The 25,957-nt window shown below is 73.4% G+C and carries 22 protein-coding genes; 12 read left to right on the top strand and 10 right to left on the bottom strand.

Annotated features, from left to right (window positions below):
- Window positions 1–71: 71 nt before the first annotated feature.
- The 5 genes from infB to AC4OR8_RS11930 all read left to right on the top strand — a co-directional run bounded on the left by infB (window position 72) and on the right by AC4OR8_RS11930 (window position 6,490).
- Window positions 72–3,005 carry a translation initiation factor IF-2 gene (infB, locus tag AC4OR8_RS11950; protein ID WP_492165781.1) on the top strand — a complete coding sequence of 978 codons (2,934 nt, stop codon included), beginning with the start codon at window positions 72–74 and terminating at the stop codon, window positions 3,003–3,005.
- Window positions 3,006–3,102: 97 nt separating this feature from the next.
- Complete coding sequence (rbfA, locus tag AC4OR8_RS11945) at window positions 3,103–3,582, top strand: 30S ribosome-binding factor RbfA (RefSeq protein ID WP_492165780.1); 480 nt, start codon at window positions 3,103–3,105, stop codon at window positions 3,580–3,582.
- Window positions 3,579–4,451 (top strand): tRNA pseudouridine(55) synthase TruB, encoded by an 873-nt coding sequence (gene truB, locus AC4OR8_RS11940; protein ID WP_492165779.1) that lies wholly within the window; start codon window positions 3,579–3,581, stop codon window positions 4,449–4,451. Before rbfA ends, truB begins: the two co-directional genes overlap by 4 nt.
- Window positions 4,452–4,514: 63 nt before the next feature.
- Window positions 4,515–5,462 (top strand): bifunctional riboflavin kinase/FAD synthetase, encoded by a 948-nt coding sequence (locus tag AC4OR8_RS11935; protein WP_492165778.1) that lies wholly within the window; start codon window positions 4,515–4,517, stop codon window positions 5,460–5,462.
- Entirely contained in the window at window positions 5,459–6,490 is a 1,032-nt protein-coding gene (locus tag AC4OR8_RS11930) for a hypothetical protein (protein ID WP_492165777.1), read from the top strand. Before AC4OR8_RS11935 ends, AC4OR8_RS11930 begins: the two co-directional genes overlap by 4 nt.
- Before the next feature lie 258 nt (window positions 6,491–6,748).
- On the opposite strand, the gene AC4OR8_RS11925 is transcribed toward AC4OR8_RS11930, so the two are convergent.
- Genes AC4OR8_RS11925 through AC4OR8_RS11910 form a run of 4 tightly spaced genes read right to left on the bottom strand, consistent with a single transcriptional unit; the run spans window position 6,749 to window position 10,948 of the window.
- Window positions 6,749–7,006 carry an HPr family phosphocarrier protein gene (locus tag AC4OR8_RS11925; RefSeq protein WP_492165776.1) on the bottom strand — a complete coding sequence of 86 codons (258 nt, stop codon included), beginning with the start codon at window positions 7,004–7,006 and terminating at the stop codon, window positions 6,749–6,751.
- A 36-nt stretch (window positions 7,007–7,042) separates the two neighbouring features.
- Complete coding sequence (locus tag AC4OR8_RS11920; protein WP_492165775.1) at window positions 7,043–9,250, bottom strand: PTS fructose transporter subunit IIABC; 2,208 nt, start codon at window positions 9,248–9,250, stop codon at window positions 7,043–7,045.
- The gene (locus AC4OR8_RS11915) at window positions 9,243–10,211 is read right to left on the bottom strand and encodes a 1-phosphofructokinase family hexose kinase (RefSeq protein WP_492165774.1); all 969 of its coding nucleotides are present in this window, start codon (window positions 10,209–10,211) and stop codon (window positions 9,243–9,245) included. The genes AC4OR8_RS11920 and AC4OR8_RS11915 overlap by 8 nt, the downstream gene beginning before the upstream one ends.
- Complete coding sequence (locus tag AC4OR8_RS11910) at window positions 10,208–10,948, bottom strand: DeoR/GlpR family DNA-binding transcription regulator (RefSeq protein WP_492165773.1); 741 nt, start codon at window positions 10,946–10,948, stop codon at window positions 10,208–10,210. The genes AC4OR8_RS11915 and AC4OR8_RS11910 overlap by 4 nt, the downstream gene beginning before the upstream one ends.
- Before the next feature lie 131 nt (window positions 10,949–11,079).
- Between AC4OR8_RS11910 and ptsP the strand changes: the two genes are divergently transcribed.
- The 4 genes from ptsP to AC4OR8_RS11890 all read left to right on the top strand — a co-directional run bounded on the left by ptsP (window position 11,080) and on the right by AC4OR8_RS11890 (window position 17,163).
- Complete coding sequence (gene ptsP / locus AC4OR8_RS11905) at window positions 11,080–12,762, top strand: phosphoenolpyruvate--protein phosphotransferase (RefSeq protein WP_492165772.1); 1,683 nt, start codon at window positions 11,080–11,082, stop codon at window positions 12,760–12,762.
- Between the two features lie 192 nt (window positions 12,763–12,954).
- Complete coding sequence (gene rpsO, locus AC4OR8_RS11900; protein ID WP_492165771.1) at window positions 12,955–13,230, top strand: 30S ribosomal protein S15; 276 nt, start codon at window positions 12,955–12,957, stop codon at window positions 13,228–13,230.
- Between the two features lie 312 nt (window positions 13,231–13,542).
- Window positions 13,543–15,789 (top strand): polyribonucleotide nucleotidyltransferase, encoded by a 2,247-nt coding sequence (locus AC4OR8_RS11895; RefSeq protein ID WP_492165770.1) that lies wholly within the window; start codon window positions 13,543–13,545, stop codon window positions 15,787–15,789.
- Between the two features lie 102 nt (window positions 15,790–15,891).
- A complete protein-coding gene (locus tag AC4OR8_RS11890) occupies window positions 15,892–17,163 on the top strand; it encodes a M16 family metallopeptidase (RefSeq protein WP_492165769.1) in 1,272 nt (423 codons plus the stop codon).
- A 93-nt stretch (window positions 17,164–17,256) separates the two neighbouring features.
- Here the strand turns inward: AC4OR8_RS11890 and AC4OR8_RS11885 are convergent, their stop codons facing one another.
- The gene (locus AC4OR8_RS11885) at window positions 17,257–17,772 is read right to left on the bottom strand and encodes a class I SAM-dependent methyltransferase (RefSeq protein WP_492165768.1); all 516 of its coding nucleotides are present in this window, start codon (window positions 17,770–17,772) and stop codon (window positions 17,257–17,259) included.
- Between the two features lie 51 nt (window positions 17,773–17,823).
- On the opposite strand from AC4OR8_RS11885, the gene dapB reads away from it, so the two are divergent.
- A complete protein-coding gene (dapB, locus tag AC4OR8_RS11880; RefSeq protein WP_492165767.1) occupies window positions 17,824–18,585 on the top strand; it encodes a 4-hydroxy-tetrahydrodipicolinate reductase in 762 nt (253 codons plus the stop codon).
- 532 nt (window positions 18,586–19,117) lie between these two features.
- Here the strand turns inward: dapB and AC4OR8_RS11875 are convergent.
- Complete coding sequence (locus AC4OR8_RS11875) at window positions 19,118–20,176, bottom strand: zinc-dependent dehydrogenase (protein ID WP_492165766.1); 1,059 nt, start codon at window positions 20,174–20,176, stop codon at window positions 19,118–19,120.
- A gap of 257 nt (window positions 20,177–20,433) precedes the next feature.
- Here AC4OR8_RS11875 and AC4OR8_RS11870 point away from each other — a divergent pair, with 257 nt between their 5' ends.
- Complete coding sequence (locus AC4OR8_RS11870; protein WP_492165765.1) at window positions 20,434–22,437, top strand: PTS mannitol transporter subunit IICBA; 2,004 nt, start codon at window positions 20,434–20,436, stop codon at window positions 22,435–22,437.
- 92 nt (window positions 22,438–22,529) lie between these two features.
- Here AC4OR8_RS11870 and AC4OR8_RS11865 read toward each other — a convergent pair whose 3' ends face one another.
- Genes AC4OR8_RS11865 through AC4OR8_RS11855 form a run of 3 tightly spaced genes read right to left on the bottom strand, consistent with a single transcriptional unit; the run spans window position 22,530 to window position 24,141 of the window.
- On the bottom strand, window positions 22,530–22,835 hold the full coding sequence (locus tag AC4OR8_RS11865) for an AzlD domain-containing protein (protein ID WP_492165764.1): 306 nt from the start codon (window positions 22,833–22,835) through the stop codon (window positions 22,530–22,532).
- On the bottom strand, window positions 22,832–23,584 hold the full coding sequence (locus tag AC4OR8_RS11860) for an AzlC family ABC transporter permease (RefSeq protein ID WP_492165763.1): 753 nt from the start codon (window positions 23,582–23,584) through the stop codon (window positions 22,832–22,834). Before AC4OR8_RS11860 ends, AC4OR8_RS11865 begins: the two co-directional genes overlap by 4 nt.
- Window positions 23,581–24,141 (bottom strand): GNAT family N-acetyltransferase, encoded by a 561-nt coding sequence (locus AC4OR8_RS11855; RefSeq protein WP_492165762.1) that lies wholly within the window; start codon window positions 24,139–24,141, stop codon window positions 23,581–23,583. Before AC4OR8_RS11855 ends, AC4OR8_RS11860 begins: the two co-directional genes overlap by 4 nt.
- A gap of 77 nt (window positions 24,142–24,218) precedes the next feature.
- On the opposite strand from AC4OR8_RS11855, the gene AC4OR8_RS11850 reads away from it, so the two are divergent.
- Window positions 24,219–25,232, top strand: coding sequence for an aldo/keto reductase family protein (locus AC4OR8_RS11850; protein WP_492165761.1), 1,014 nt, complete (start codon window positions 24,219–24,221; stop codon window positions 25,230–25,232).
- Window positions 25,233–25,314: 82 nt separating this feature from the next.
- Here the strand turns inward: AC4OR8_RS11850 and AC4OR8_RS11845 are convergent, their stop codons facing one another.
- Window positions 25,315–25,902 (bottom strand): DUF3043 domain-containing protein, encoded by a 588-nt coding sequence (locus tag AC4OR8_RS11845; protein WP_492165760.1) that lies wholly within the window; start codon window positions 25,900–25,902, stop codon window positions 25,315–25,317.
- Window positions 25,903–25,957 lie beyond the last annotated feature (55 nt).

The following is a 25,957-nucleotide window of genomic DNA, read 5'->3' as shown; positions in this document are numbered from 1 at the left end:
CGATGAGTTTGCACCACCACTAACGCTCCTCGAAGACACCCGGACCGGGTCGAGGGGCCAGAAGGAGAATTGTGGCCAAGACCCGCGTTCACGAGCTCGCCAAGGAGTTCGGTGTCGAGAGCAAGTTCGTTCTCGAGAAGTTCAAGGAGATGGGTGAGTTCGTCAAGTCGGCGAGCTCGACCGTCGAGCTGCCGGCGGAGATGCGCTTCCGCAAGGAGGTCGGCTCCCAGCTGAAGGCCGCCCCGGCGCCTGCCGCTCCGGCGCCCAGCGCCCCCACGCCGGCCGCCCCGCCGGCCCCCGCCGCGGCTGCGCCGTCGGCGCCCGTCACCCCGCAGACGCCCGCCGCCACGTCGGCACCCGCCGCCCCGGCGGCTCCGGCCCCGTCGGCGCCGTCCGGTCCCCGTCCGGGCCCGAAGCCCGCGCCGCGCAAGCAGCCGTCCGCGCCCGCCGAGCCGGCTGCCCCCGAGGCGCCGGCCGCCGTCGAGCAGCCGGCAGCTCCCGCCGCCCCCGAGCAGCCCGCCGCCCCGGCCGCCCCCGAGGCGCCGGCCGCCCGCGCCGCGAGCCCCGCTCCCGGTGCCCCCAAGGCGCCCTCGCCCCGTCCCGTGGGCCGCCCCGGCGCCCCGCGTCCGGGCAACAACCCGTTCGCGCCCAGCCAGGGCATGGGCCGTCGCCCCGCCCCGGCCCCCGGCGGCGACCGTGGCCCGGCCGCTCCCGGCGGCACCGGTGCACCTGCCGGCCCCGGCGCCGGAGCCGGCGACACCCGTCCGCCGCGGCCCCCGGCCGCGCGTGACGGCGGCGCCCCGGGTCGCCCGGGCATGCCCCGCCCCAACCCGGCGATGATGCCCAAGTCCCCGGCCGCCTTCGGTGGCGGCCCCGGCGGTCGCGGCCCCGGCGGTCCCGGTGGTCCCGGTCGTCCGGGTGCCCCCGGTCGCGGCGGTCCGGGCGGTGCCCCGGGTCGTCCCGGCGCCCCCGGTCGCGGTGGTCCCGGTGGTCCCGGCGGCGCTCCCGGGCGCCCCGGCGGCTTCGGCCCCTCCGGCGGCGGTCGCCCCGGCGGTCAGCGTCCCGGCCAGCGCGGCCAGACCCAGGGTGCCTTCGGTCGCCCCGGTGGTCCGTCGCGCCGTGGTCGCAAGTCGAAGCGGGCGCGTCGTCAGGAGTTCGAGGCCATGCAGGCCCCGACGATCGGCGGCATCCGCGTCCGCAAGGGCGACGGCGAGACCGTCAAGCTGCCGCGCGGCGCCTCGCTGACCGACTTCGCCGAGCGCATCGGCGTCGACGTGTCGTCGCTGGTGCAGATGCTGTTCAGCCTGGGCGAGATGGTCACCGCGACCGAGTCGGTCAACGACGAGACCTTCGAGCTGCTCGGCGAGGAGCTCAACTACGTCGTCGAGGTCGTCTCCCCCGAGGACGAGGACCGTGCGCTGCTGGAGTCCTTCGACCTCGAGTTCGGTGAGGACGAGGGCGACGAGACCGACCTGGTCGTCCGTCCGCCGGTCGTGACCGTCATGGGTCACGTCGACCACGGAAAGACCAAGCTGCTCGACGCGCTGCGCAGCGCCAACGTGGTGGCGAAGGAGGCCGGTGGCATCACGCAGCACATCGGTGCCTACCAGGTCGCCGCCGACGTCGACGGCACCGAGCGTCGCATCACCTTCATCGACACCCCCGGTCACGAGGCGTTCACCGCCATGCGTGCCCGTGGTGCCCAGGCCACCGACATCGCGATCCTCGTGGTCGCGGCCGACGACGGCGTGATGCCCCAGACGGTCGAGGCGCTGAACCACGCCAAGGCCGCCGGGGTGCCGATCGTGGTGGCGGTCAACAAGATCGACAAGCCCGACGCCGACCCGACGAAGGTCCGCGGTCAGCTGACCGAGTACGGCCTGGTGCCCGAGGAGTACGGCGGCGACGCGATGTTCGTCGACGTCTCGGCGAAGTCCGAGCTCAACCTCGACAAGCTGCTCGAGGCCGTCATCCTCACCGCCGACGCCTCGCTCGACCTGCGCGCCAACCCCGAGCAGGACGCCCAGGGCCTCGTCGTCGAGGCCCACCTCGACCGCGGTCGCGGCCCCGTCGCCACGGTGCTGGTGCAGCGCGGCACGCTGCGCGTGGGCGACTCGATCGTGGCGGGCGCGGGCTACGGCCGCGTGCGCGCCATGCTCGACGAGCACGGTGCGAACATCACCGAGGCCTACCCGTCGCGCCCCGCGATGGTGCTCGGCCTGACCGCCGTCCCCGGCGCCGGTCAGACCTTCATCGTCGTCGAGGACGACCGGATGGCCCGTCAGATCGCCGAGAAGCGCGAGTCGCGCGAGCGGGCGGCCATGCAGGCCAAGCGCCGCGTGCGTCGCACCCTCGAGGACTTCATGGCCTCCATGGAGAAGGGTGCGAGCCAGGAGCTCAACCTGATCCTGAAGGGCGACGTGTCCGGCTCGGTCGAGGCCCTCGAGGACGCCCTGTCGAACATCGACGTGGGCGAGGAGGTCAACCTGCGCGTCATCGACCGCGGTGTCGGTGCGATCACCGAGACCAACGTCGACCTGGCCGCCGCCTCCGACGCGATCATCATCGGGTTCAACGTCCGCCCGCAGGGCAAGGCGACCGAGATGGCCGACAAGGAGGGCGTGGAGATCCGGTACTACTCGGTGATCTACCAGGCCATCGAGGAGATCGAGGCGGCCCTCAAGGGCATGCTCAAGCCGGTCTACGAGGAGTCGGTGCTCGGCCAGGCGGAGATCCGCGCGATCTTCCGCTCGTCCAAGATCGGCAACATCGCGGGCTGCATGGTCACCAGCGGCCTGATCCGTCGCAACGCCAAGGTCCGGGTGCTGCGCGACAGCAAGGTGATCGCCGACAACCTCGACCTGTCCTCGCTGAAGCGGGAGAAGGACGACGCGTCCGAGGTCCGCGAGGGCTTCGAGTGCGGTCTGGTGCTGCGCAACTTCCAGGACGTCAAGGAAGGCGACATCGTGGAGGCCTTCGAGATGCGCGAGATCCCGCGCGCCTGATCCACCACCGAGCCGGCGCGGGGACCCCACCAGGTCTCCGCGCCGGCTCTTTTTCCCGGGCCGGTGCGCCGGCCCGCCGTGCGAGAGAGTGAGAGACATGAGCAGCCCCCGCGTGCGCAAGATCGCCGACCGGATCCAGGTCATCGTCGCCGAGATGCTCGAGCGCCGGATCAAGGACCCGCGCCTCGGGTTCGTCACCGTCACCGACGTCCGGCTCACCGGCGACAGCCAGCAGGCCACCGTCTTCTACACCGTGCTCGGCGGCGAGGAGGAGCGCACCGCCACCGCGGCCGCCCTCGAGTCGGCCAAGGGCGTCCTGCGCTCCGAGGTCGCCAAGCAGCTCGGCATGCGGATCAGCCCCACGCTGACCTTCGTCCACGACGCGCTGCCCGAGGAGGCCCGCGCCCTCGAGGAGGTGCTGGCCCGCGCCAAGGCGCTGGACGAGGCCGTGGCGGCTGCGCGCGGTGCGGCGTACGCCGGCGAGGAGGACCCGTACAAGAAGCCCCGTGAGGCCGACGCGGACCTCGACGACGAGGCCGACGACGCCGGTCCCGCCTCGGACGACGACCTCCGGTGACCACGGCTGCCGGCCTGGTCGTGGTCGACAAGGCCGGCGCCATGACCTCCCACGACGTCGTGGCGCGGGTGCGCCGGGTGATGGGCACCCGCAAGGTCGGCCACGCCGGCACCCTCGACCCGATGGCCACCGGCGTGCTGGTGCTCGGCGTCAACCGCGCGACCCGGCTGCTGGGGCACCTCATGCTCACCGAGAAGGCCTACGCCGCCACCGTGCGGCTCGGGGTGGCCACGACCACCGACGACGCGGAGGGCGAGGTGGTCTCCACCACCGACGCCTCCGGGCTCGACCCGGAGGCCGTGCGCGCCGAGCTGACCCGCCACGTCGGTGAGCTGCAGCAGGTGCCGACGGCGGTCTCCGCGGTCAAGGTGGACGGCAAGCGCGCCTACCAGCGCGTGCGCGACGGCGAGGAGGTCGTCCTCGCCGCCCGGGCGGTCACCGTGCACGAGCTGGTCGTGCACGACGTGCGCCCCCTCGGGGCGGTGGTCGACGTCGACGTCAGCCTGCGCTGCTCCAGCGGCACCTACGTGCGTGCCATCGCCCGCGACGCCGGCGCCGCGCTCGGCGTGGGGGGTCACCTCACCGCGCTGCGACGCACCGCGGTGGGGCCCTACGACCTCGCCGTCGCCCACGACCTCGACTCCCTGGCCGAGCAGGGCGAGCAGGCGCTGCTGCCGGTGGCCGACGCCGCGCGAGCGGCGTTCGTCTCCCTCGACCTCGACGACGTCGCGGCCGCCGACGTCCGGGTGGGGCGACGCCTCGACCTCGCGCTGGGCGGCCTGACGGCGCTGTTCGCCCCCGACGGGGAGTTCCTGGCGCTCTACGAGCCCCGCGACGGCGTCGCCCGGGCCGTCGCGGTCTTCGTCTGAGCCCGCACCGGCGCCGGACGACCCCGCCCCGGGTCGGCGGTGCGCGCCAGTAGGGTTCGTCCCGTGCAGATCTGGCGCTCCCTCGACGACGTCCCGGCCGACCTCGGCCGCACCGTGGCGGTGGTCGGCAACTTCGACGGCGTGCACCTCGGCCACCGGCGCGTGCTCGCCCGGGCCCGAGCGCTGGCCGACGGCGCCCCCGTCGTGGCGGTCACCTTCGACCCCCACCCGATGGCGGTGCTGCGCCCCGAGCACGCTCCGACGGCGCTGAGCACCATGGAGGCACGCGCCGCGCTCCTGGCCGAGGCCGGCGCCGACGCCGTGCTGGCGGTGCCCTTCGACCGCAGTGTCGCCGCCTGGACCCCTGACGAGTTCGTCGTCCGTGTGCTCGTCGAGGCGCTGCGCGCGCGGGTCGTGGTCGTCGGCGCCAACTTCCGCTTCGGCCACAAGGCCGCCGGTGACGTGTCGACCCTCGTCGAGGCCGGGCTCGCGCACGACTTCACCGCCGAGGGCATCCCCCTCGACGGCGGCCCGATGGTGTGGTCGTCGACGTACGTGCGCACCTGCCTGGCCGCCGGCGACGTCGCGGGGGCCGCGGAGGCCCTGGGTCGGCCCTACGCCGTGCGCGGGGTGGTGGTGCAGGGCGACCAGCGCGGCCGCGAGCTGGGCTACCCCACCGCCAACGTGCCGATCGACCTCGCGGTCGCCGCCCCCGCCGACGGCGTCTACGCCGGGTGGCTGCGCCGGCTCGACGGGCTCGAGGGGCCGGACGGCGAGCCGCACCCCGCCGCGATCAGCATCGGCACCAACCCGACCTTCGCCGGCACCCGCGAGCGCCGCGTGGAGAGCTACGTGCTCGACCGCACCGACCTCGAGCTGTACGGCGTGGAGGTGGAGGTCTCGTTCGTCGACCGGCTGCGCGGGATGGTCGCGTTCGCCGGCGTCGACGAGCTGCTGGTGCAGATGGCCGACGACGTCGACCGCGCCCGAGAGGTGCTGCTCGGCCCGTGACGACCTCGCACCCCACCACCCCGGACCGCGCGCTCGCCGCCGCCGAGGGGTGGTTCGCCCAGAACGGGCTCACCTACTTCGTGCCCGAGGAGCGGCGCCGCGCACGCGACGCGATGCGGCCCCGTCGCTTCCTGCTGCCGGCCGTGCTCACCGTGCTGCTCGCCCTCGCCGGCGGGGTGGCGCTGGCCTGGCTGTCCGACCAGGTGACCGCGGCCCCGGCGCTCCTGCTGACGGTCGCCGTCCTCGGCGCGGCGGCGTACGCGCTCACCGCGCTGCGGGCCGGGCCCATCGTGCGGTGGGCGCTCGGGCGCGCGTTCGGCAGCCTGCGCACCCTGCTGCCGATGATGACCCGCGCGCTGCCGCTGCTGCTGCTGTTCGTCACGTTCCTGTTCATCAACGCCGAGGCGTGGGAGCTGGCCGCGAGCCTGTCGACCGGCACCCTGTGGCTGGTCGTGCTGCTGTTCGCGCTGCTGGCGCAGGCCTTCCTGCTGGTGCGGCTGCCCGAGGAGGTCGACCGCACCGACGACGACGTCGACGACGCGTTCCTGCAGCGTGCCTGCGACGGCACCCCGCTGGAGCAGGAGTGCCGGAGGCTGGTGGCCGACCCCGCGGCCGACCCGGCGGCGTACGCCACGGTCACCGGCCTCGAGCGGTGGAACCTGGTCCTGGTGCTGGTGATCATCCAGGCCGTGCAGGTGCTGCTGCTGGCCGCCGGCGTGCTGGTGTTCTTCCTGGTCTTCGGGGGCCTGGTGATGGACCTCGACGTACAGGCCGGCTGGACCGGCAAGGAGAAGGACGCCATCGGCAGCCTGCCGCAGGTGTCGGTGCCGCTGTTCCAGGTGTCGCTGTTCCTCGCGGCGTTCTCGAACCTCTACCTCACGGTCTCCACCGTCACCGACGAGACCTTCCGCGAGCAGTTCTTCGGCAGCGTGCTGCGCGAGATGGAGCGCGCCGTCGGCGTGCGGGCGGTCTACCTCGCGCTGCGCGCCCGCGGCTCCGGCAGCACCACCGCCCTCCGCGCGCCGTAGCCGTCGTCGCGTCGGGGGAGCCTCCACGGACGCACGCGGGCCCGGTGCGCAGCAACTGCGCACCGGGCCCGGTGAGTGGTCAGCGCGTGCTGTGGTCTCGACACACTGGTCGCGACCTCGTTCCTCGGTCGCGCAGCTCGCTCGACCACCAGCAGCGCGCCCGCTCGCGTGTGCGGTCTCGACACGCTGGTCGCGACCTCGTTCCTCGGTCGCGCAGCTCGCTCGACCACCGACAGCGCGCCCGCTGGCGCGTGCGCGCTAGGCGTCGAGGTCCTTCTCGACGAGCGCCGCGATGACGTCGACGTCGGCCTGGGAGTCGCCGGAGACGGTGACGGTGTCGCCCTTGCCGGCGCCCAGGGTCATGATCAGCAGCGCCGAGCTGGCGTCGACGGGCTCGTCGCCCTCGACGGCGAGCAGCACCTCGGAGTCGAGCTCGCCGGCCGCCTCCGAGATGATCGCGGCGGGGCGGGCGTGCAGGCCGACGGCGGAGCCGACGGTGACGGTCTTGCTGGGCATGGTGCTCCTTCGGTGGTGGTGGACCTGACCGGGAGGTCAGGCGACGGGCTGGACGGCGGGGGTCTTGGCGGTCGACTTCAGCAGGATCACTGCCGCCGCGCCGACGAGGACACCGGCGAGCAGTGCGACCAGGAACCCCAGCACGCCGTCGACGGCGAACAGCACGAAGATGCCGCCGTGGGGCGCGCGGACGCTGACGTCGAGGGCCTGCGAGAGGCCACCGGTCACGGCGCTGCCGAGCATGATCGCGGGGATCACCCGCAGCGGGTCGGCTGCGGCGAACGGGATGGCGCCCTCGGTGATGAAGGACGCGCCGAGCAGCCAGCCGGCCTTGCCGTTCTCGCGCTCGGGCTGGTTGAACAGCTTCGGCCGGACGACGGTCGCCAGCGCCAGGGCGATCGGCGGGACCATGCCGGCGAGCATGACGGCGGCCATGATCTTCAGCTCGGGGGCGTCGCTGGCCAGCGAGGCGCCGCCGACGCCGGCTGCGGCGAACGAGTAGGCGACCTTGTTCAGGGGGCCGCCCATGTCGAAGGCCATCATCAGGCCGAGCACCACGCCGAGCAGGATCGCGTAGCTGCCGCTCATCGAGCTCAGCCCGTCGTTGAGCTGGTCCATGAGCCAGCCGATCGGGCGGCCCAGCACGACGAGCATGAGCATGCCGGCGATGATCGAGGTGAGCAGCGGGATGACCAGGACCGGCATGAGACCGCGGGCCCAGGTGGGCACCTTCCAGCCGGCGATCCAGTGGGCGATCAGGCCGGCGAGGACGCCGCCGACGATGGCGCCGAGGAACCCGGTGGCGGGCAGGCCCACCCCGTCGCCGTCGGCGACGGCGAAGATGTTGGCGGCCAGGCCGCCGACGATGAAGCCGGGGGCGATGCCCGGACGGTCGGCGATCGCGTAGGCGATGTAGCCGGCCAACGCCGGGATGAAGAACATGAAGGCGGTCTTGCCGATGATGAAGAAGAGCGCCCCGAGGTAGGCCATCAGGCCGGAGCCGAACAACGCGTGGTCGAGGCCCAGCGCCGCGGGGTCGGGGAGGTCGAACAGGGTGTTGTCGACCGCGATCTCGCCGTACGGGCCGACGATCTCGTAGCCGCCGAACAGGAACGACAGCGCGATCAGCAACCCGCCGGCCGCGACGAACGGGATCATGTACGACACCCCGGTCATCAGCACCCGCCGCGTGCGCCCGCCCCAGCTCTCGCCGGCACCGGCGCCGGAAGCGGCACCGCCGCCCGAGCCGGAGCCCGCCTCGGAGCCCTCGACGCGCGCGGCCGACGGGTCGTCGGCCTGGCGCAGCGCCTCCGCGATCATCACGTCGGCCTCCTCGATGGGGCGCTTGACGCCCGAGGAGACCAGCGGCTTGCCGGCGAAGCGGCTGCGGTCGCGCACGCCCACGTCGACGGCGAAGATCACGGCCTCCGCCTGGCGGATGACCTCGGGGGCCAGCGGCGTCGCGCCGGCCGAGCCCTGGGTCTCCACGGCCAGCTCCACCCCGGCGCGCGCCGCAGCGGCCTCCAGGGCCTCCGCGGCCATGTAGGTGTGGGCGATGCCGGTGGGGCACGCCGTCACGGCCACCAGACGCCGGGTGGCGGTCGCGGGGGCCGCAGCGGCTCCGCCGGTACCGGTCGTGCCGGTGCCCGACGTCCCGGTGCCCGACGTGCCGGTGCCGGCCGTGCCGGACGGCTCGGGCGAGTGGTCGGGGCCGACCTCGACCTGTCCCCGCGAGGCGGCGACGGCGGCCTGGGTGGCGGGAGGTGCCTTGGTGGGGGAGCCGGCGGCGCTCGACGTGCCGAGCACGTCGTTGACCAGCTCGACGACCTCCTCAGCGCTCTCGGCGGCGCGCAGGGAGTCGGTGAAGGCGGGCTTGACCAGCGCGCGCGCCAGCTTGGTGAGCAGCTGCAGGTGGGTGGCCTCCCCGCCCGCGGGGGCGCTGATGAGGAACGCCAGGTCGGCGGCCCCGTCCTTGGCGCCGAACTCCACCGGCGGCGAGAGCCGGGCGAAGGCCAGGGTGGCCTCGGGCACGCCGGTGGTGCGGCAGTGCGGGATGGCGATGCCGCCGGGCAGACCGGTCGGCGAGGTGGCCTCGCGGGCGAGGGCGTCCTCGACGAGCTGGTCGACGTCGGTGGCACGGCCGGCCTCGCCGACGGTCGCAGCGAGCGCCCGGATCACGTCGAGCTTCTCCGAGCCGAGGTCCGCGTCGAGGCGGACCAGGGCGGGAGTGATGAGGTCAGACACGTTCACCCTCCTGGGTGTCGAGCAGGTCGCTGACCGTGACCAGGTCCGGACGGACCTGGGCGGGCAACGGGATGGTGGTGCCGGGGAGTCCGGCGGCTGCGCTGCCGTAGGCGACGGCGAGCGCGAGTCGGTGGGGTGGTGCGAGCCGGCGCAGGTCGCCGAGCAGGTAGCCGAAGAGGCTGGAGTCGCCCGCGCCGACCGTGGAGACCACGGTGGTGGGCGGGGGAGCGGCGTGCCAGGCGCCGTCGGCGGTGACCAGCACGGCGCCGTTGCCCCCGAGGGTGGCCAGCACGGCGTGGACGCCGCGGTCGAGCAGCGTGCGGGCGGCGTCGGCCGCCGCGCGCGGGTCGGCCTCGAGCGCGTCGGCGTCGCCCCCGGTGAAGGAGGCCAGCTCCTCGCCGTTCGGCTTCATCAGGTACGGCGCAGCCTCCGGCAGGCGCTCCACGAGCGCGCGCAGCGGGGCGTCGCTGGTGTCGACCGCGACGCGGGCGGGGGTGTCGCGAAGGGCGGTGACGACGTCGGCGTACCAGCCCACGGGCGCTGCCGGCGGCAGGGAGCCGGCCAGCACGATCCAGTCGGCCGACCCGGCTCGTCGGCGCAGCGCCTCCAGCAGCGAGCCGAGCAGCTCGGGGGTGGCGTCGGGGCCGGGGCTGTTGAGCTTGGTGGTGGTGCCGTCGGGCTCGGAGATGGTGACGTTGACCCGGGGGCTGCCGGCGCCGGGCACCGGGCGGCAGTCGATGCCGGCGGCCAGCAGCTCCAGCACGAACGGGTCGTCGGAGGGAGCGGGCAGCACCGCGATCGACGGCACGCCGGCGGAGACCGAGGCGCGGGAGATGTTGACGCCCTTGCCGCCGGCCTGCGAGATCACCGAGGCCGCGCGCTGCACGGCGCCGCGCTCGAGCGGGCCGGCGAGGGTGACGGTGCGGTCGTGGCTGGGGTTGGGGGTGAGGGTGACGATCATGCGATGACGACCTCCACGTCGTGCTCCTTGAGCTCCACCACGGCGTCGGGGTCGATGCCGTCGTCGGTCACGAGCAGGTCGACCTCGTCGAGGCCGGCGAAGCGCACCAGCGCCTCCTGTCCCACCTTGGCAGCATCGGCCAGCACGACGACCTGACGCGCCGCAGCGACCATGGCGCGCTTGGTGGCGGCCTCGTCGTGGTCGGGGGTGCTCAGCCCGTGACCGGTGGAGATGCCGTTGGTGCCGACGAAGGCGACGTCGGCACGCACCCGGTCGAGCGCGGCGACGGTGTCGGCGCCCACCGCGGCCTGGGTGGTGGTGCGCACCCGCCCGGGCAGCAGGTGGAGCTCGATGTGGGGCACCGTGGCCAGCCGTGCGGCGATCGGCACCGAGTGGGTCAGCACGATCAGCTGGTGGTCGCGCGGCAGCAGGCTGGCGAGGCGGGCGGTGGTCGTGCCGGCGTCGAAGAGCACCACGGAGCCGGGGGCGGGCAGCAGGTCGAGGGCGGCCTGGGCGATGCGGTCCTTCTCGCCGACGTTGGCCTGGTCGCGCTCGACCAGGCCCGACTCGATCGCGGCGAGGGTGTGGGCCGGGATGGCGCCGCCGTGCACGCGGCGCACGAAGCCGATGCGCTCCAGGGTCGACAGGTCGCGGCGCACGGTCTCCGTGGTCACCTCGAACGTCTCCGCGAGGGCGGCGACCGACAGCCGTCCGCGGTCGGCGACGAGCTGGGCCATGGCCTGTTGGCGTTCCTCTGCGTACATTGCCTGCATCCCTCCTCGACGGTGTCGGCGGGTGATCTGTGTTCGTGTTGTTTTATCCCCGTTTTTGTTTGACTGTCAAGTGCAGCGGCGGTTACGTTGTGGTCATGGTCACCCAGACGCCGCTCGACCGTCTCGCGGGCACGCCCGTCGTCCCCGGCCTCGCCGCCGGCCCCGCGCTCGTGGTCCGCACCGCGATCGACCCGGTCGCCGTGAAGGCCTTCGACGCCGCCGCGCTCGACGAGGAGGCCGCGCTGCGCGCCTACGACGATGCCGTCGCGGCCGTGGTCGCCGGCTTCGAGCGGCGCGCCGCCACCGCCCAGGGTGCGGCCGCCGAGGTGCTCACCGCGAGCGCCGGACTGGCCCGCGACAAGGGGCTGCGCGGCGCGGTGCGCAAGCACCTGCGCGCCGGAGAGGACCTGCTGGTCGCGCTGGCCGCCGGCGTGGAGCAGTTCGCCGCGGTGTTCACGCAGATGGGCGGGCTGATGGCCGAGCGGGTCACCGACCTGCGCGACATCGAGCGCCGGGTGCTGGCGCACGTCGTGGGGGAGCCCGAGCCCGGCGTGCCGACGCCCGAGGTCGCCTCGGTCCTGGTGGCCGAGGACCTCGCCCCCTCCGACACCGCCGGGCTCGACCCCCGGGTCGTGGTCGCGCTGGTGACCGAGCGCGGCGGCCCCACCAGCCACACCGCGATCATCGCCCGCCAGCTCGGCATCCCGTGCGTGGTCGGCGTCGCCGGCGCGATGACGCTGCGCGCCGGCACCCCGCTGCTGGTCGACGGCGCCACCGGCGTCGTCGAGCTGCACCCCGACGAGGCCGACACCGCACGCCGTGTGGAGGCCGACCGGCTGGTGCGGGCGCGGGTCGAGGGCTGGGCCGGCCCCGGTCGGCTCGCCGACGGCACCGGCGTGGAGGTGCTGGCCAACGTCGCCGACGCCGAGAGCTCGGTGGGCGCGGCGACCGCCCCCGTGGAGGGCGTGGGGCTGTTCCGCACCGAGCTGTGCTTCCTCAACCGCACCGAGGAGCCCTCGGTCGAGGAGCAGGCCGACATCTACGCGCGGGTGCTGGCGCCGTTCGCCGGGCGCGGCCACGTGGTGGTGCGCACCCTCGACGCCGGCTCCGACAAGCCCGTCGCCTTCGCGACCCACGACGGCGAGGAGAACCCCGCCCTCGGCGTGCGCGGGCTGCGCCTGTCGTTCGACAACCCCGGCCTGCTGGAGCGTCAGCTCGACGCGATCGCGATCGCCGCCGAGCGCACCGGAGCCGACACCTGGGTGATGGCCCCGATGGTGGCCACGGTGGCCGAGGCGGCCGGCTTCGCCGAGGCCGTGCGGGGCCGCGGGCTGAAGGCCGGGGTGATGGTGGAGGTGCCGTCGGCGGCGCTGCTGGCCCACCGGATGCTGGAGGTCGTCGACTTCCTCTCGATCGGCACCAACGACCTCACCCAGTACGCGATGGCCGCCGACCGGATGGCCACCGACCTGGCCCACCTCACCGACCCGTGGCAGCCGGCGGTGCTCCAGCTCATCGCGATCACCGCCCACGCGGGCCAGGAGGCCGGCAAGCCGGTCGGGGTCTGCGGCGAGGCCGCCGCCGACCCGCTGCTGGCCTGCGCCCTGGTGGGCATGGGCGTCACCTCGCTGTCGATGGCCGCCGCGGCCGTGCGTCCCGTGGGCGCGCGCCTGGCCGACGTCGGCGCGGAGGCCTGCGAGGCGGCCGCCGAGGCCGCGCTGTCGGCCGCCGACCCCCAGGCCGGGCGGGCCGCCGTCGTCGCACTGCTCGGCGCCTGAGCCCCGCGCTTTTGGGTCCGCGCCCCGCTGCGCGGTAATCTCCTCCGGTTGCCCGCACCGCGCCGTACGGCGTCCGCGGGCAGCACCACTCGCTACACCGCCGTCCAACGGCCGCGGAACCAGAGTGCCCGGGAGAACAGGCCCCGGCGCGCCGCGCAGCGAACGCCCACCTCGGGCAGGAGAGGAGACCGCATGTCGATCGGTACCGACGCGGAGACCAAGAAGAAGATCATCGCCGAGTACGCCACGACCGAGGGCGACACCGGCTCGCCCGAGGTGCAGATCGCGCTGCTCAGCCACCGCATCAGCCACCTCACCGAGCACCTCAAGGAGCACAAGCACGACCACCACAGCCGTCGTGGTCTGCTCCTGCTCGTCGGCCAGCGCCGTCGCCTGCTGAACTACCTGCAGAAGACGGAGATCGGGCGCTACCGCTCGATCGTCGAGCGCCTCGGCCTGCGTCGCTGATCCCGCACCACCGGGCGGAGCGGCTGCCCTCTCGAGGGCAGCCGCTCCGTCGCATTTGCGGCTCCGGGCGATAGGCTCGGGACCGCACCACCGGAACACACCCACCAGGAGCGACCCGCACGTCGGCCCGGTCCTCGGTAGTGGCTCTCAGACCCGTCGTCGTGACGGCGCGCTGCGGGCCTCGATCGAAGACCGGCCCCCTCCCAGCAGCTATCGGGAGGGCACCCCGCGGGATCCTCGTCGCAAGACGTGCCGCCGCCACGAGCGCCGGACGCCGCGGTTCGCTCCGCGAGCACAGAACAAGGACTCCCCTTGACCGAGAACACCACGGCCGAGCCCGTGATCTCCGCCGTCGAGACGGTGCTGGACAACGGCCCGTTCGGCACCCGCACCGTCAAGTTCGAGACCGGGCTGCTGGCCCGCCAGGCCGCCGGCTCCGTCACGGCCTACCTCGACGACGACACGATGCTGCTGTCGGCCACCACGGCCGGCAAGCACCCCAAGGACCACTTCGACTTCTTTCCCCTGACGATCGACGTCGAGGAGCGGATGTACGCCGTGGGCCAGATCCCCGGCTCGTTCTTCCGCTCCGAGGGACGCCCCGGCGAGGACGCGATCCTCACCTGCCGCCTCATCGACCGGCCGCTGCGCCCGACGTTCAAGAAGGGCCTGCGCAACGAGGTGCAGGTCGTCATCACGGTGATGGCGCTCAACCCCGACACCCCCTACGACGTGCTGGCGATCAACGCCGCGTCGATCTCCACCCAGCTCTCGGGCCTGCCGTTCTCCGGCCCCGTCGGCGGCGTGCGCGTCGCACTCATCGACGGCCGCTGGGTCGCCTTCCCCAAGCACTCCGAGCTCGAGCGCGCCGTCTTCGACATGGTCGTCGCCGGTCGGGTCACCGACACCGGTGACGTCGCGATCATGATGGTCGAGGCCGAGGCCACCGAGCAGACCTGGACCATGGTCCAGAGCGGTGTGCAGGCCCCCACCGAGGAGGTCGTGGCCGGCGGCCTCGACGCCGCGAAGCCCTTCATCAAGCAGCTGTGCGAGGCGCAGGCCGAGCTGGCCAACGTCGCCGCCAAGCCCGTCCAGGACTTCCCGGTCTTCCTCGAGTTCGAGGACGACGTCTACGCCGCCGTCGAGTCCGCGGCCAAGGACGACGTGTCCGCCGCGATGACGATCGGTGACAAGCAGGAGCGCGAGTCGCGCACCGACGAGCTGAAGGCCGCCGTGCTCGACCGCCTCGCCGGTCAGTTCGAGGGTCGCGAGAAGGAGGTCGGCGCGGCGTTCCGTGCGCTGACCAAGCAGCTCGTGCGCGAGCGCGTCCTGCGCGACAAGGTCCGCATCGACGGTCGCGGCCTGGCCGACATCCGTCCGCTGCACGCCGAGGTCGGCCTGATCCCGCGCGTGCACGGCTCGGCGCTCTTCGAGCGCGGCGAGACCCAGATCCTGGGTGTCACCACCCTCGACATGCTCAAGATGGAGCAGCAGCTCGACACGCTGTCGCCGGAGAAGCACCGCCGCTACATGCACAAGTACGTCTTCCCGCCGTTCTCCACCGGCGAGACCGGCCGCGTCGGCTCCCCGAAGCGTCGCGAGGTCGGCCACGGTGCGCTCGCGCGTCGTGCGCTGCTGCCGGTGCTGCCCACCCGCGAGGAGTTCCCCTACGCGATCCGTCAGCTCTCCGAGGCCATGGGCTCCAACGGCTCCACCTCGATGGGCTCGGTCTGCGCCTCGACGATGTCGCTGCTGCAGGCCGGTGTGCCGCTGCGCGCCGCCGTCGCCGGCATCGCGATGGGACTCATCTCCGGCGAGGTCGACGGCCAGACGCAGTACGTCGCGCTGACCGACATCCTCGGTGCCGAGGACGCCTTCGGCGACATGGACTTCAAGGTCGCCGGCACCCGCGAGTTCGTCACCGCGCTGCAGCTCGACACCAAGCTCGACGGCATCCCGGCCGAGGTGCTCGCCTCGGCGCTGACCCAGGCCCGCGACGCGCGCCTGGCGATCCTCGACGTGATGGCCGAGGCCATCGACGAGCCCGAGGAGATGGCCGACACCGCGCCGCGCATCATCACGGTGCGCGTCCCTGTCGACAAGATCGGCGAGGTCATCGGCCCGAAGGGCAAGATGATCAACCAGATCCAGGACGACACCGGCGCCTCGATCTCCATCGAGGACGACGGCACCGTCTACATCGGCGCCACCAGTGGTGCCGCCGCCGACGCCGCGAAGGCCGCGATCAACGCGATCGGCAACCCGACGATGCCCGAGGTCGGCGAGCGCTACCTCGGCACCGTGGTCAAGACGACGAACTTCGGTGCGTTCGTCTCGCTGATGCCCGGCAAGGACGGCCTGCTGCACATCAGCAAGCTGCGCGGCCTGGCCGGTGGCAAGCGCGTCGACGCCGTCGAGGACGTCGTGTCGGTGGGCCAGAAGGTCCAGGTGCAGATCGCCGAGATCGACGACCGCGGCAAGCTGTCGCTGGTGCCCGTCGTGGAGGAGACCGAGGGCGGCGACGACGCCGTCGACGAGACCCCCCTCGAGGAGGCCTGACCCTTCGTGGTTCGCGAACCCCGGTCGACCCGCCCGAGCTCCTCGGGCGGGTCGACCGCTTCTCCGGCACGTCTCGAGCGCGCCACCACCACCCTGCAGACCGTGACCGGGCCCGAGGGCCAGGTCGTCTCGCAGGTGCGCCGCACCGTGCTGCCCGGCGGCCTGCGCGTGATCACCGAGCAGATGGCCGGCGTGCGCTCCGCCAGCGTGGGCGTGTGGGTGGGCGTCGGGTCCCGCGACGAGGACGACACCCTGCACGGGTGCTCGCACTTCCTCGAGCACCTGCTGTTCAAGGGCACCGAGGAGCGCTCCGCGCTCGACATCTCGATCGCCCTCGACGCGGTGGGCGGGGAGTTCAACGCCTTCACCGCCAAGGAGTACACCTGTTTCCACGCCCGGGTGCTCGACGACGACCTGCCGCTGGCCGTCGACGTGATCGGCGACATGATCACCAGCAGCCGCCTCGACACCGACGACGTCGAGGCCGAGCGTGACGTCATCCTCGACGAGATCGCGATGCACGACGACGACCCCGACGACGTCGTGCACAACCTCTTCGCCGAGCAGGCGTGGGGCTCCACCTCCTCGCTCGGGCGCTCCATCGCGGGCACCGAGGAGTCGATCACCGCGATGACCCGCGACCGCATCGAGCAGTTCTACCGGCGTCACTACCGCCCGGCCGCCATGGTCGTGTCGGTGGCCGGCAACGTCGAGCACGACGCGGTCGTCGAGCAGGTGGCGCGCTCGTTCGCCCGGGCGGGCTTCCTCGACGGCGACGAGGAGCCGGTCTCCCTGGCCGCTGCGGGCCCGCGCCTGGAGGTGCGCCCCGGCACGGTGGCCACCACCCGGCCCTTCGAGCAGGTCAACGTGGTGCTCGGCATGGAGGGCATCACCCGCAACGACCCCCGGCGGTTCGCCCTCGGGGTGCTCAACACCGCGCTGGGCGGCGGCACCTCCAGCAGGCTGTTCCAGGAGGTGCGCGAGCAGCGCGGCCTGGCCTACTCGGTGTACTCCTTCGAGAGCCACCACCTCGAGTCCGGCCTTGTCGGGGTCTCGGTGGGGTGCCTGCCCGCCCGCCTCGACGACGTGCTCGCGGTGGTGCGTGCCGAGCTCGCGAAGGTCGCCGCCGACGGCATCACCGCCGAGGAGCTCGAGCGCGGCAAGGGCATGCTGCGCGGTGGGCTCGTGCTGGGCCTCGAGGACTCCGGCTCACGGATGTCGCGGCTGGGCAAGGCCGAGCTGGTCTACGACGAGCTGCTGAGCATCGACGAGGTGATCGAGCGCATCGACGCCGTCACCCTCGAGGAGGCGCGCGCCGTGGCCGCCGAGGTGTTCTCCCGGCCCGAGGTGCTGGCCGTCGTCGGCCCCGCCTGACGCCACGCCCCCGACGTACGCCGGCGACGCCGTGGCCCCGCTCGGGGCCACGGCGTCGCCGTGCGTTGCGTCTCGCCGTGGCGGGGCGGAGCCTCAGCGCTTGCCGATGATGCCGACCACCGACGGCGCCTTGCGCTGCACCACCTGCACCCGGAAGCCCCCGTCGGCGAGCGCGGCCGAGGCGCGCTCCACGATCTTCGGCACCTCCTCGGGCCGGGTGGCCTCGAAGAACAGGTAGACCGCGCCGCCGGGCAGGACCCGCTCGTGGAGCAGGGCCACCTCGTCGGCGCAGTCGCGCACCCAGAACAGGTTGACGTTGAACGCGTAGACCTTGTTCAGCCGCTTCACCGGCACCCGCAGGGTGGCGAGGTCGATCTGGCGCACCGTCAGCCGGCCGCTCTCCACGTAGCGCGCGCAGCGTCGCTTCGTGCGGTCGACGCCGGACTCCGAGCGGTCGATCGCGAACAGCTTGCCGGTCTCGAGGCGGCTGCAGATCAGCTCGGCGCCCGCGCCCGGTCCGCAGCCGATCTCCAGCACCTGGTCGCCGGGCTGGACGTCCATGAGGTCGACCGACCAGCGGATGCGGGTCGGGATCGTCTGCAGCGCCATGGGGGCAAGACTGCCAGAAGTCGTCCGGCGGGTGACGGGTAGGTTGGCGCCGTGACCGCAGGTGAGAAGCTCAAGGTGGGGGTGCTCGGCTCCTCGGGCAAGGTCGGCAGCGAGGTCTGCGCCGCCGTGGAGGCCGCATCCGACCTCGACCTGGTGGCCCGCGTCGACGCCGGCGACGACCTCGACCTGCTGTGGCGCAGCGGCGCCGAGGCGGTGGTCGACTTCACCCACCCCGACGTCGTCATGGACAACCTGCAGGCCTGCGTCGAGCACGGCGTGCACGCCGTCGTCGGCACCACCGGGTTCGACGACGCCCGGCTCGCGGCGCTCGAGGACTGGCTGTCGAGGTCGCCGGCCACCGGCGTGCTGGTCGCGCCCAACTTCTCCATCGGCGCGGTGCTGATGATGCGCTTCGCCGCGGCCGCCGCGCCGTTCTTCGAGTCCGTGGAGGTCGTCGAGCTGCACCACCCCGACAAGGCCGACGCGCCCTCGGGCACGGCCCGGCGCACGGCGCAGCTGGTGGCGGCCGCGCGCCGCGACGCCGGCCTCGGTGCGGTGCCCGACGCCACCACCACCTCCCTCGACGGGGCGCGCGGCGCCGACGTCGACGGCGTACCCGTGCACGCCCTGCGCATCCGCGGCCTGGTGGCCCACCAGGAGGTCGTGCTGGGCGGGCTGGGGGAGACCCTCACCATCCGCCACGACTCCCTGCACCGCTCCTCCTTCACCCCCGGCGTCCTGGCCGCCCTGCGGGCCATCGGTGGCCGTCCCGGTCTCACGGTGGGCCTCGAGCAGCTGCTCGACCTCGGCTGACCCGCGCCGGCGGTCGGCTCCCGCCGGGCACCGGTGTGCGGACCTGCAGGTTCTCGCGTTGCACGAACATGGGGTGGGGCGCCGGTTCCGCTCCCTCCCGCCCCGGTGCAGGGTCGTCCCACGACGCCGCCGGTGTCGCCACGACCCGGGCTCGCCGCACGGCGGGTCCTCCCGGCTCGCGTTCCGGCCCTCCGTGGGGGAGGGGCCGGAGCGCGACAGAAGGCCCGCACCCTCGGGTGCGGGCCTTCTGGTCGTCGTGCTGCGGTGCCGGGTGCCGGGTGCCGGGTGCCGGTGTCCCGGTCGGCCTGGGTGCCTGGGTTGCGGTGGTCTCGATACGCCCCGTCACGGCCTCGCAGGCTCGGCCGTGGGGGCTACTCGACCTCCCCGTCGGACGCCGCGACCTCGGCGCTCCTTCGTCGCGCCGCGGTCACGGCTCGACGGTGGTCTCGATACGCCCCGTCACGGCCTCGCAGGCTCGGCCGTGGGGGCTACTCGACCTCCCCGTCGGACGCCGTTGCCCTCCTTCGTCGGGCTACGGCTCGACGGTGACCTTGATGGCGGCGCCTCGCTTGACGATGTCGAAGGCCTCGAGGGCCCGCTCGAGGGGGACGTGCTCGGTGATCAGGTCCTTCACCGGCACCTGACCGGTCGAGATGTACTCCAGGGCGCGCTTGTTGTGCTCCGGCGCCGAGCCGTTGGCGCCGTGGATGTGCAGCTGGCGGTAGTGCACGACGTTGGAGTCGCAGGTGATGGTCGGGTCGGTCTTCGGCAGGCCGCCGAAGAACGAGATGCGCCCGTTGCGCGCGGCCATCGCGATGGCCTGCTCCTGGGTGACGTTGGCGGCGGTGGCGGTGATGACGACGTCGGCGCCGCGCCCGCCGGTGAGCTCCATGACCTTCTCGACCACGTCGACCTCGGCGCCGTTGATGACCTCGTCGGGCTGCACGGCGTCGGCCGACATCGCGAGGCGGGACGCGTTGACGTCGACCAGGAAGACCTTGCCGACCTTGTGCACGCCCCGGGCGATGCGGATGTGCATGCACCCGATCGGGCCGGCGCCGAAGACGACAAGGGTGTCGCCCTCCTCGATGCCGAGCAGCTCCTGGGCGTTGATGGCGCAGGCGAACGGCTCGGCGGCGGAGGCCTCGTCGTAGCCCACGTTGTCGGGGATCCGGTTGAGCCCGTCGACCTTCAGCACCTGCTGGGGCACGATCATGTACTCGGCGAAGCCGCCGTCGTACTGGTAGCCCACCGACGTCTGGTTCTGGCAGACCGCCATCCAGCCCTTGCGGCACTCGTGGCACTCACCACACGGCACCGCGGCGATGACCTGCGCGCGGTCGCCGACCGCCCAGCTGCTCCCGTAGGTGGCGTTGACGTCGGCACCGACCTCGACGACCTCACCGGCGATCTCGTGGCCGATGGTGCGCGGCGGGGTGAGGTTCTGGTGGCCGTTGTGGAAGATCTTGACGTCGGTGCCGCAGGTGGAGCAGTTCTTCACCTTCAGCTTCACCTCGCCGGGCCCGCAGGTGGGCTCGGGCACGTCCTCGAGCCGGACGTCCTCGGGGGCGTAGAACCGCAGGGCCTTCATCTGATCCTCCAGGGGTCGTGGGGCCGGGCGGCGCGGCGGGCGCCGCGGGTGTGGTCCGGCTCCGGTGTGGGGTCGATCTCGTCGCGAGCGTACCGCATCTGTGTGGGACTGCACCCGGTTGTGTTGGTTTGCGCCTTGACGAAGGTCGATCCGGGGGGTTATAAACACATCCACAGGCGGCCGTGACTGCGATCACAAGCGCGCAGCAGCCCCTGCAGACCCGGCGACCGGAGCCGGGCACGTCGGAGAGAGGCGCCATGGCGACCACCACACACACCGCGACCGGGTCGGGCGGCCTGCGGGTCCAGGTCCAGCGGTTCGGCACGTTCCTGTCCAACATGGTCCTGCCGAACATCGGGGCGTTCATCGCCTGGGGCCTGATCACCGCCCTGTTCATCGAGACCGGCTGGATCACGCTCATCGGTGAGAACCTCGGCTACTCCGGTGGCTACGGGTTCGTCGAGGACCTCGGCGCCTGGGGCTCCGGCGCCGAGGGCACCGGCATCGTCGGCCCGATGATCACCTACCTGCTGCCGCTGCTGATCGGCTACACCGGCGGCAAGATGATGTACGACGGCAACATGCGCGGCGGCGTCGTCGGCGCCATCGCCACCATGGGCGCGATCACCGGCGCCTCGGTGCCGATGTTCCTGGGCGCCATGGTGATGGGCCCGCTCGGCGGCTGGTCGATGAAGAAGATCGACGCGCTGTGGGACGGCAAGATCCGCCCCGGCTTCGAGATGCTGGTCAACAACTTCTCCGCCGGCATCTGGGGAGGCGTCCTCGCCGTCCTCGGCTTCGTGGTGGCCGGGCCGTTCGTCGAGGCGTTCAGCGACGGTGCCTCGAAGGTCATCGACCTGCTCGTCGAGAACAGCCTGCTGCCGCTGACCTCGATCTTCATCGAGCCGGCCAAGATCCTGTTCCTCAACAACGCCGTCAACCAGGGCATCCTCACCCCGCTCGGCACCACCGAGGCCGCCGACACCGGCAAGTCGATCCTGTTCCTGCTGGAGGCCAACCCCGGTCCGGGTCTCGGCCTGCTGCTGGCGTTCATGTTCTTCGGCAAGGGCGCGGCGAAGGCCTCGGCCCCCGGCGCGATCATCATCCAGTTCGTCGGTGGCATCCACGAGATCTACTTCCCGTACGTGCTGATGAAGCCGATCCTCGTGCTGGCCGTCATCTCCGGCGGCGCGGCCGGCATCGCGACCAACCTGGTCTTCGACTCCGGCCTGCGCTCGCCGGCCTCGCCCGGCTCGATCATCGCGGTGTGGGCGGCCGCGCCCCCGAGCAGCCTGCTGGGCGTCACCGCCTCGGTCATCGTGGCGGCAGCCGTGTCGTTCCTGGTGGCCTCGTTCCTGCTGAAGCTCGACCGCTCCAGCGACGACGGCGACCTCGCCGGCGCCACCGCCGACATGGAGGCGCGCAAGGGCAAGAAGTCGTCGGTCTCCGCCGCGCTGAGCGGCACCGGCGCCACCCACACGGGCCCGATCAGCTCCATCGTCTTCGCCTGCGACGCCGGCATGGGGTCCTCGGCCATGGGCGCCTCGGTGCTGCGCAAGAAGATCCAGGGCGCCGGCTTCACCGACGTCAGCGTCACCAACAAGGCCATCTCCAACCTGCGCGACGACGTCGACCTCGTGGTGTCCCACCAGGACCTCACCTCCCGTGCCCGCCAGCGCACCGGCTCGGCGATGCACGTGTCGGTCGACAACTTCATACAGAGCCCGGCCTACGACGAGATCGTCGAGCTGCTTCGCGAGCGCAACGGCACGGGCGCCGCGGGCGCTGCGGCGCCGGTGGCCGACACCGGCGAGCAGGGTCTCGGCGACGCGCTGCTCGACCGGCGCGCGATCGTCCTCGACGGCACCGCCCGCACCCGCGACGACGCCATCACCGAGGCCGGCCGGCTGCTGGTGGAGTCGGGTGCCGCGGACGCCGCCTACGTCGACGGGATGCACGAGCGGGAGGCCTCGGTCTCCACGTTCATGGGCAACGGCCTGGCCATCCCGCACGGCACCAACGAGGCCAAGGCGTCGGTGCACCGCACCGCGATCTCGCTGGTGCGCTACCCGGGCGGCGTCGACTGGAACGGCAAGGAGGTGCGCTTCGTCGTCGGCATCGCCGCCGTCGGCAAGGACCACCTCAAGCTGCTCGGCCGCATCGCCGAGGTGTTCCTCGACGACCAGCAGGTGGCGCGTCTCGACGCGGCGACCTCGACCGACGAGGTGCTGGCCGTGCTCGGCCAGGTGCAGCCCGCCTGACCTGCCCGACCCGCCCCAGGACCCCGCGGCCCCGACCGGACGACCGGTCGGGGCCTCGGCCCGTCCGGGGGGTGCTGGCGCCGTCCCGCGCCTCAGAGCAGGCGGAGCAGGGCGGCGGTGGCGGCGGCGCCGACCACGACCACGAGGAACGGCGCTCGCGCGAGCAGCAGCAGGGCCGCGGCGCCCAGGCCGGCCAGCCGGGCGTCGACCTCGAGGCGCCCGTCGCCGGCGAGGACCTGCACCGCCACCAGCGCGGCGAGCAGCGCGACGGGCAGCAGGTCGGCGACGTGGCGCACGACGGGTCGCTCCAGCACCCGGCGGGGCACCGACAGCCCGGCGAGCTTGAGCAGGTAGCAGCCGACGCCGGCGCCGAGCACCGCCAGCCAGGTGGCGCTCACGCGTCCACCGCCCCGGTCGCGCGGGCGCGCAGGCCGCCGACGAGCAGGGCCACCCCGCCGGCCACCAGCACCGGCACGCCGGCGGCCGTCACGGGCACCGCGCCCAGCGCGACCGCCGCGGCGCCCACGGCGACCAGGCGGGTGGTCGCGTCGTGCAGCCGGGGCCACAGCAGCGCCAGGAACGCCGCCCCCACGGCGGCGTCGAGCCCCCACGTGCGGGGGTCGCCCAGGACGGTGCCACCGACCGCACCGGCCAGGGTGGCGGCGTTCCACAGCACGAACACGCTCAGCCCGGTCGAGACGAAGCCCAGGCGTGCGGCCGCCCGGCCGGGGCGGGCCACGGCCATCGCGGTCGACTCGTCGATCAGCAGGTGTGCCGCCAGGACGCGGCGTCGTCCCGACCACGCCAGCAGCGGCGCCAACCGCAGGCCGTAGAGGGTGTTGCGGGTGCCGAGCAGCAGCGCGGTGAGGGCGGCGTTGACCGGGGTGCCGCCGGCCGCCACGACCCCCACCAGCGCGAACTGGGAGGCGCCGGTGAACATCAGCAGCGACAGCACGCAGGTCTGCAGGACGTCGAGGCCGGAGGTCACCGCCACCGCCCCGAACGACACACCGTAGGCGCCGGTGGCCACGCCCACCCCGAGCGCGTCGCGCAGGACGCCGCGGCGCTCCGCGCGTCCGAGCGTCCCGGCGTCGGGACCGGCCCCGGGACCGGCGTCGCGACCGGGCTCGGGGGAGCGGTCGGTCACGGGGTGACGAGGGAGGTGTGCAGCCGCACCTGACGCACCGTGGTCGTGCCGTCGCCGTCCAGGTCGAGCTCGCGGTGCGCACCGTCGGCGCCCCAGCCGGCCGCGGTGAGGAAGGCGCGGGTGGCGTCGTCGTCGGCGCGGGCCCACGCGACGCCGCGGGTGAAGCGGTCGGCGGTCCAGGTGTCGGCGACGGCCTGCAGCAGCCGCGACCCGTGCCCGCGGCCGCGGTCGGCGGCGCCCACCACCAGCTCGACGAGCTCGGCGTCGGCCACGGGGTCGCAGTCGGGGTCGCCGGCCGGGGTCACCACGGCGAAGCCGGTGACGCGGGCCCGCTCCAGGGCGACCAGCACCCGGTTGCGGGCGTCGACCGGCGCGGCCAGCGAACGGGCCCACGCCTGCTCCGCGGCGGCCTCGGCGTCCGGGCCCGCGGGGAACGACGCGGCCGGCAGCACGCCGGCGTGCACCTCAGGCCAGGTGCGCAGCTGCAGCGCCGCGATGGCGGCGGCGTCGTCGGGCCAGGCGATCCGCACCGAGACGTCGGCCGAGGGGCTGCTCATGGGCCTCATCATGGCAGCCGGCGCTCGGGCTCCTGCCCGCCGTCGCCGGTCTGGGCGCGGTCGTTAGTGTCGAGGTCATGGAGATTCGTAACCTCGGAGCGAGCGGCCTGAAGATCTCGGCCATCTCGTTCGGCAACTGGCTCACCCACGGCTCGCAGGTGGAGGAGGACGCCGCCCTCGCCTGCGTGCGGCAGGCGCTGGAGGAGGGCATCACCACCTTCGACACCGCCGACGTCTACGCCAACACCGCGGCCGAGAGCGTGCTCGGTCGCGCGCTGACCGGCGAGCGGCGCGAGGGCCTGGAGATCTTCACCAAGGTCTACTGGCCCACCGGCCCCGGCGCCCACAACGACCACGGCCTCTCACGCAAGCACGTCATGGAGTCGATCAACGGCTCGCTGCGCCGCCTCGGCACCGACTACGTCGACCTCTACCAGGCCCACCGCTACGACTACGAGACCCCGCTCGAGGAGACGATGGAGGCCTTCGCCGACGTCGTGCACTCCGGCAAGGCGCTCTACATCGGTGTCTCGGAGTGGCGTGCGGAGGAGATCCGCGCCGCCCACGCGATGGCGCGCGAGCTGAAGATCCCGTTCGTCTCGAACCAGCCGCAGTACAGCATGCTGTGGCGCGTCATCGAGTCGGAGGTCGTGCCCACCAGCGAGGAGCTCGGCATCGGCCAGGTGGTCTGGTCGCCGATCGCCCAGGGCGTGCTCACCGGCAAGTACAAGCCGGGCCAGGACGCCCCCGCCGGGTCGCGGGCCACCGACACCAAGGGCGGCGCCGACATGATCAGCCGCTGGATGAAGGACGACGTGCTGGAGCGGGTGCAGCGCCTGCAGCCGATCGCCGACGAGGCGGGCCTGACGATGGCCCAGCTGGCCATCGCGTGGGTGCTGCAGAACCCCAACGTGTCGTCGGCGATCATCGGCGCCAGCCGCCCCGAGCAGGTCACCGACAACGTCAAGGCCGCCGGCGTGACGCTCGAGGCCGCCACCCTGGCCGCCATCGACGAGGTGCTCGACCCGGTCGTCGAGCGCGACGCCGCGAAGACCCGCTCGCCGGAGCGGCGCGACTTCTCCGACCGCTGACCTGCCCGCCCCGTCGTACGACGACACCGCCCCCCGACCGTCGCGGTCGGGGGGCGGTGTCGCGCTGCGGGCCGGGTGCGGCTCAGCGGTAGGTCTCGGGCAGGCTCTGGCCGAGCTTGACCTTGGCCTTCGGCAGCCGCATGAACTTCATCTGCAGCGCACGGGTGAGCGCGTAGTAGGTGGTGCCCTTCACCGGCGCGTCGGGGAAGCGGCGCTTGAGCTCGCGGCGCAGCCGCAGGCGCAGGAAGACCATGTCGAGCACGACGAGCAGCAGCGTGCCGAGCAGCACGGTGTTGCCGATGCCGGCGAGGGTGGCGTTGCCGGAGTAGGTGAGCACCATCGTCACCACGAGCAGCGGGATCATCAGCTCGATGAACGAGAAGCGGACGTCGACGAAGTCGCGGATGAAGCTGCGCACCGGGCCGCGGTCGCGGGCGAGGAAGTAGCGCTCGTCGCCGTCCTTCATCGCCTGGCGCACCTTCTGGCTCGACTCCACGCGCGCCGAGCGCTGGGCCGCAGCCTGCTCGCGGCGGGTGCGCGGGGCCTTGGCGCGGGCCCGGGCGGCGGCCTCCGCCTCCTTGCGGCTGGGCGTGGGGCGGCCCTTGCCGCCGACCTTGGTGGTCTCGGGGACCACGACGGTGGTGGTGTCGGACTTGCTGCGACCAAACAACGCGGTGACCTTCGTGACGGGCGGGGAGTCGAGGAGTGGAGACGGGCGGCCCCGC

This window comes from Nocardioides sp. FY1077 (assembly GCF_058681775.1).
Note: the sequence above shows the minus strand (reverse complement) of the source record. Positions and strands in the feature narration are given on the sequence as shown.

Bases quoted from the DNA above. Each gene is read 5' to 3' on its own strand.
- AC4OR8_RS11910 (WP_492165773.1), bottom strand. From the start codon at position 10,948: ATGGCCCAGCTCGTCGCCGACCGCGGACGGCTGTCGGTCGCCGCCCTC.
- AC4OR8_RS11850 (WP_492165761.1), top strand. From the start codon at position 24,219: ATGGAGATTCGTAACCTCGGAGCGAGCGGCCTGAAGATCTCGGCCATC.
- AC4OR8_RS11875 (WP_492165766.1), bottom strand. From the start codon at position 20,176: ATGAAGGCCCTGCGGTTCTACGCCCCCGAGGACGTCCGGCTCGAGGAC.
- AC4OR8_RS11915 (WP_492165774.1), bottom strand. From the start codon at position 10,211: ATGATCGTCACCCTCACCCCCAACCCCAGCCACGACCGCACCGTCACC.
- AC4OR8_RS11870 (WP_492165765.1), top strand. From the start codon at position 20,434: ATGGCGACCACCACACACACCGCGACCGGGTCGGGCGGCCTGCGGGTC.
- AC4OR8_RS11855 (WP_492165762.1), bottom strand. From the start codon at position 24,141: ATGAGCAGCCCCTCGGCCGACGTCTCGGTGCGGATCGCCTGGCCCGAC.
- rpsO (WP_492165771.1), top strand. From the start codon at position 12,955: ATGTCGATCGGTACCGACGCGGAGACCAAGAAGAAGATCATCGCCGAG.
- ptsP (WP_492165772.1), top strand. From the start codon at position 11,080: ATGGTCACCCAGACGCCGCTCGACCGTCTCGCGGGCACGCCCGTCGTC.
- AC4OR8_RS11885 (WP_492165768.1), bottom strand. From the start codon at position 17,772: ATGGCGCTGCAGACGATCCCGACCCGCATCCGCTGGTCGGTCGACCTC.
- rbfA (WP_492165780.1), top strand. From the start codon at position 3,103: ATGAGCAGCCCCCGCGTGCGCAAGATCGCCGACCGGATCCAGGTCATC.
- AC4OR8_RS11925 (WP_492165776.1), bottom strand. From the start codon at position 7,006: ATGCCCAGCAAGACCGTCACCGTCGGCTCCGCCGTCGGCCTGCACGCC.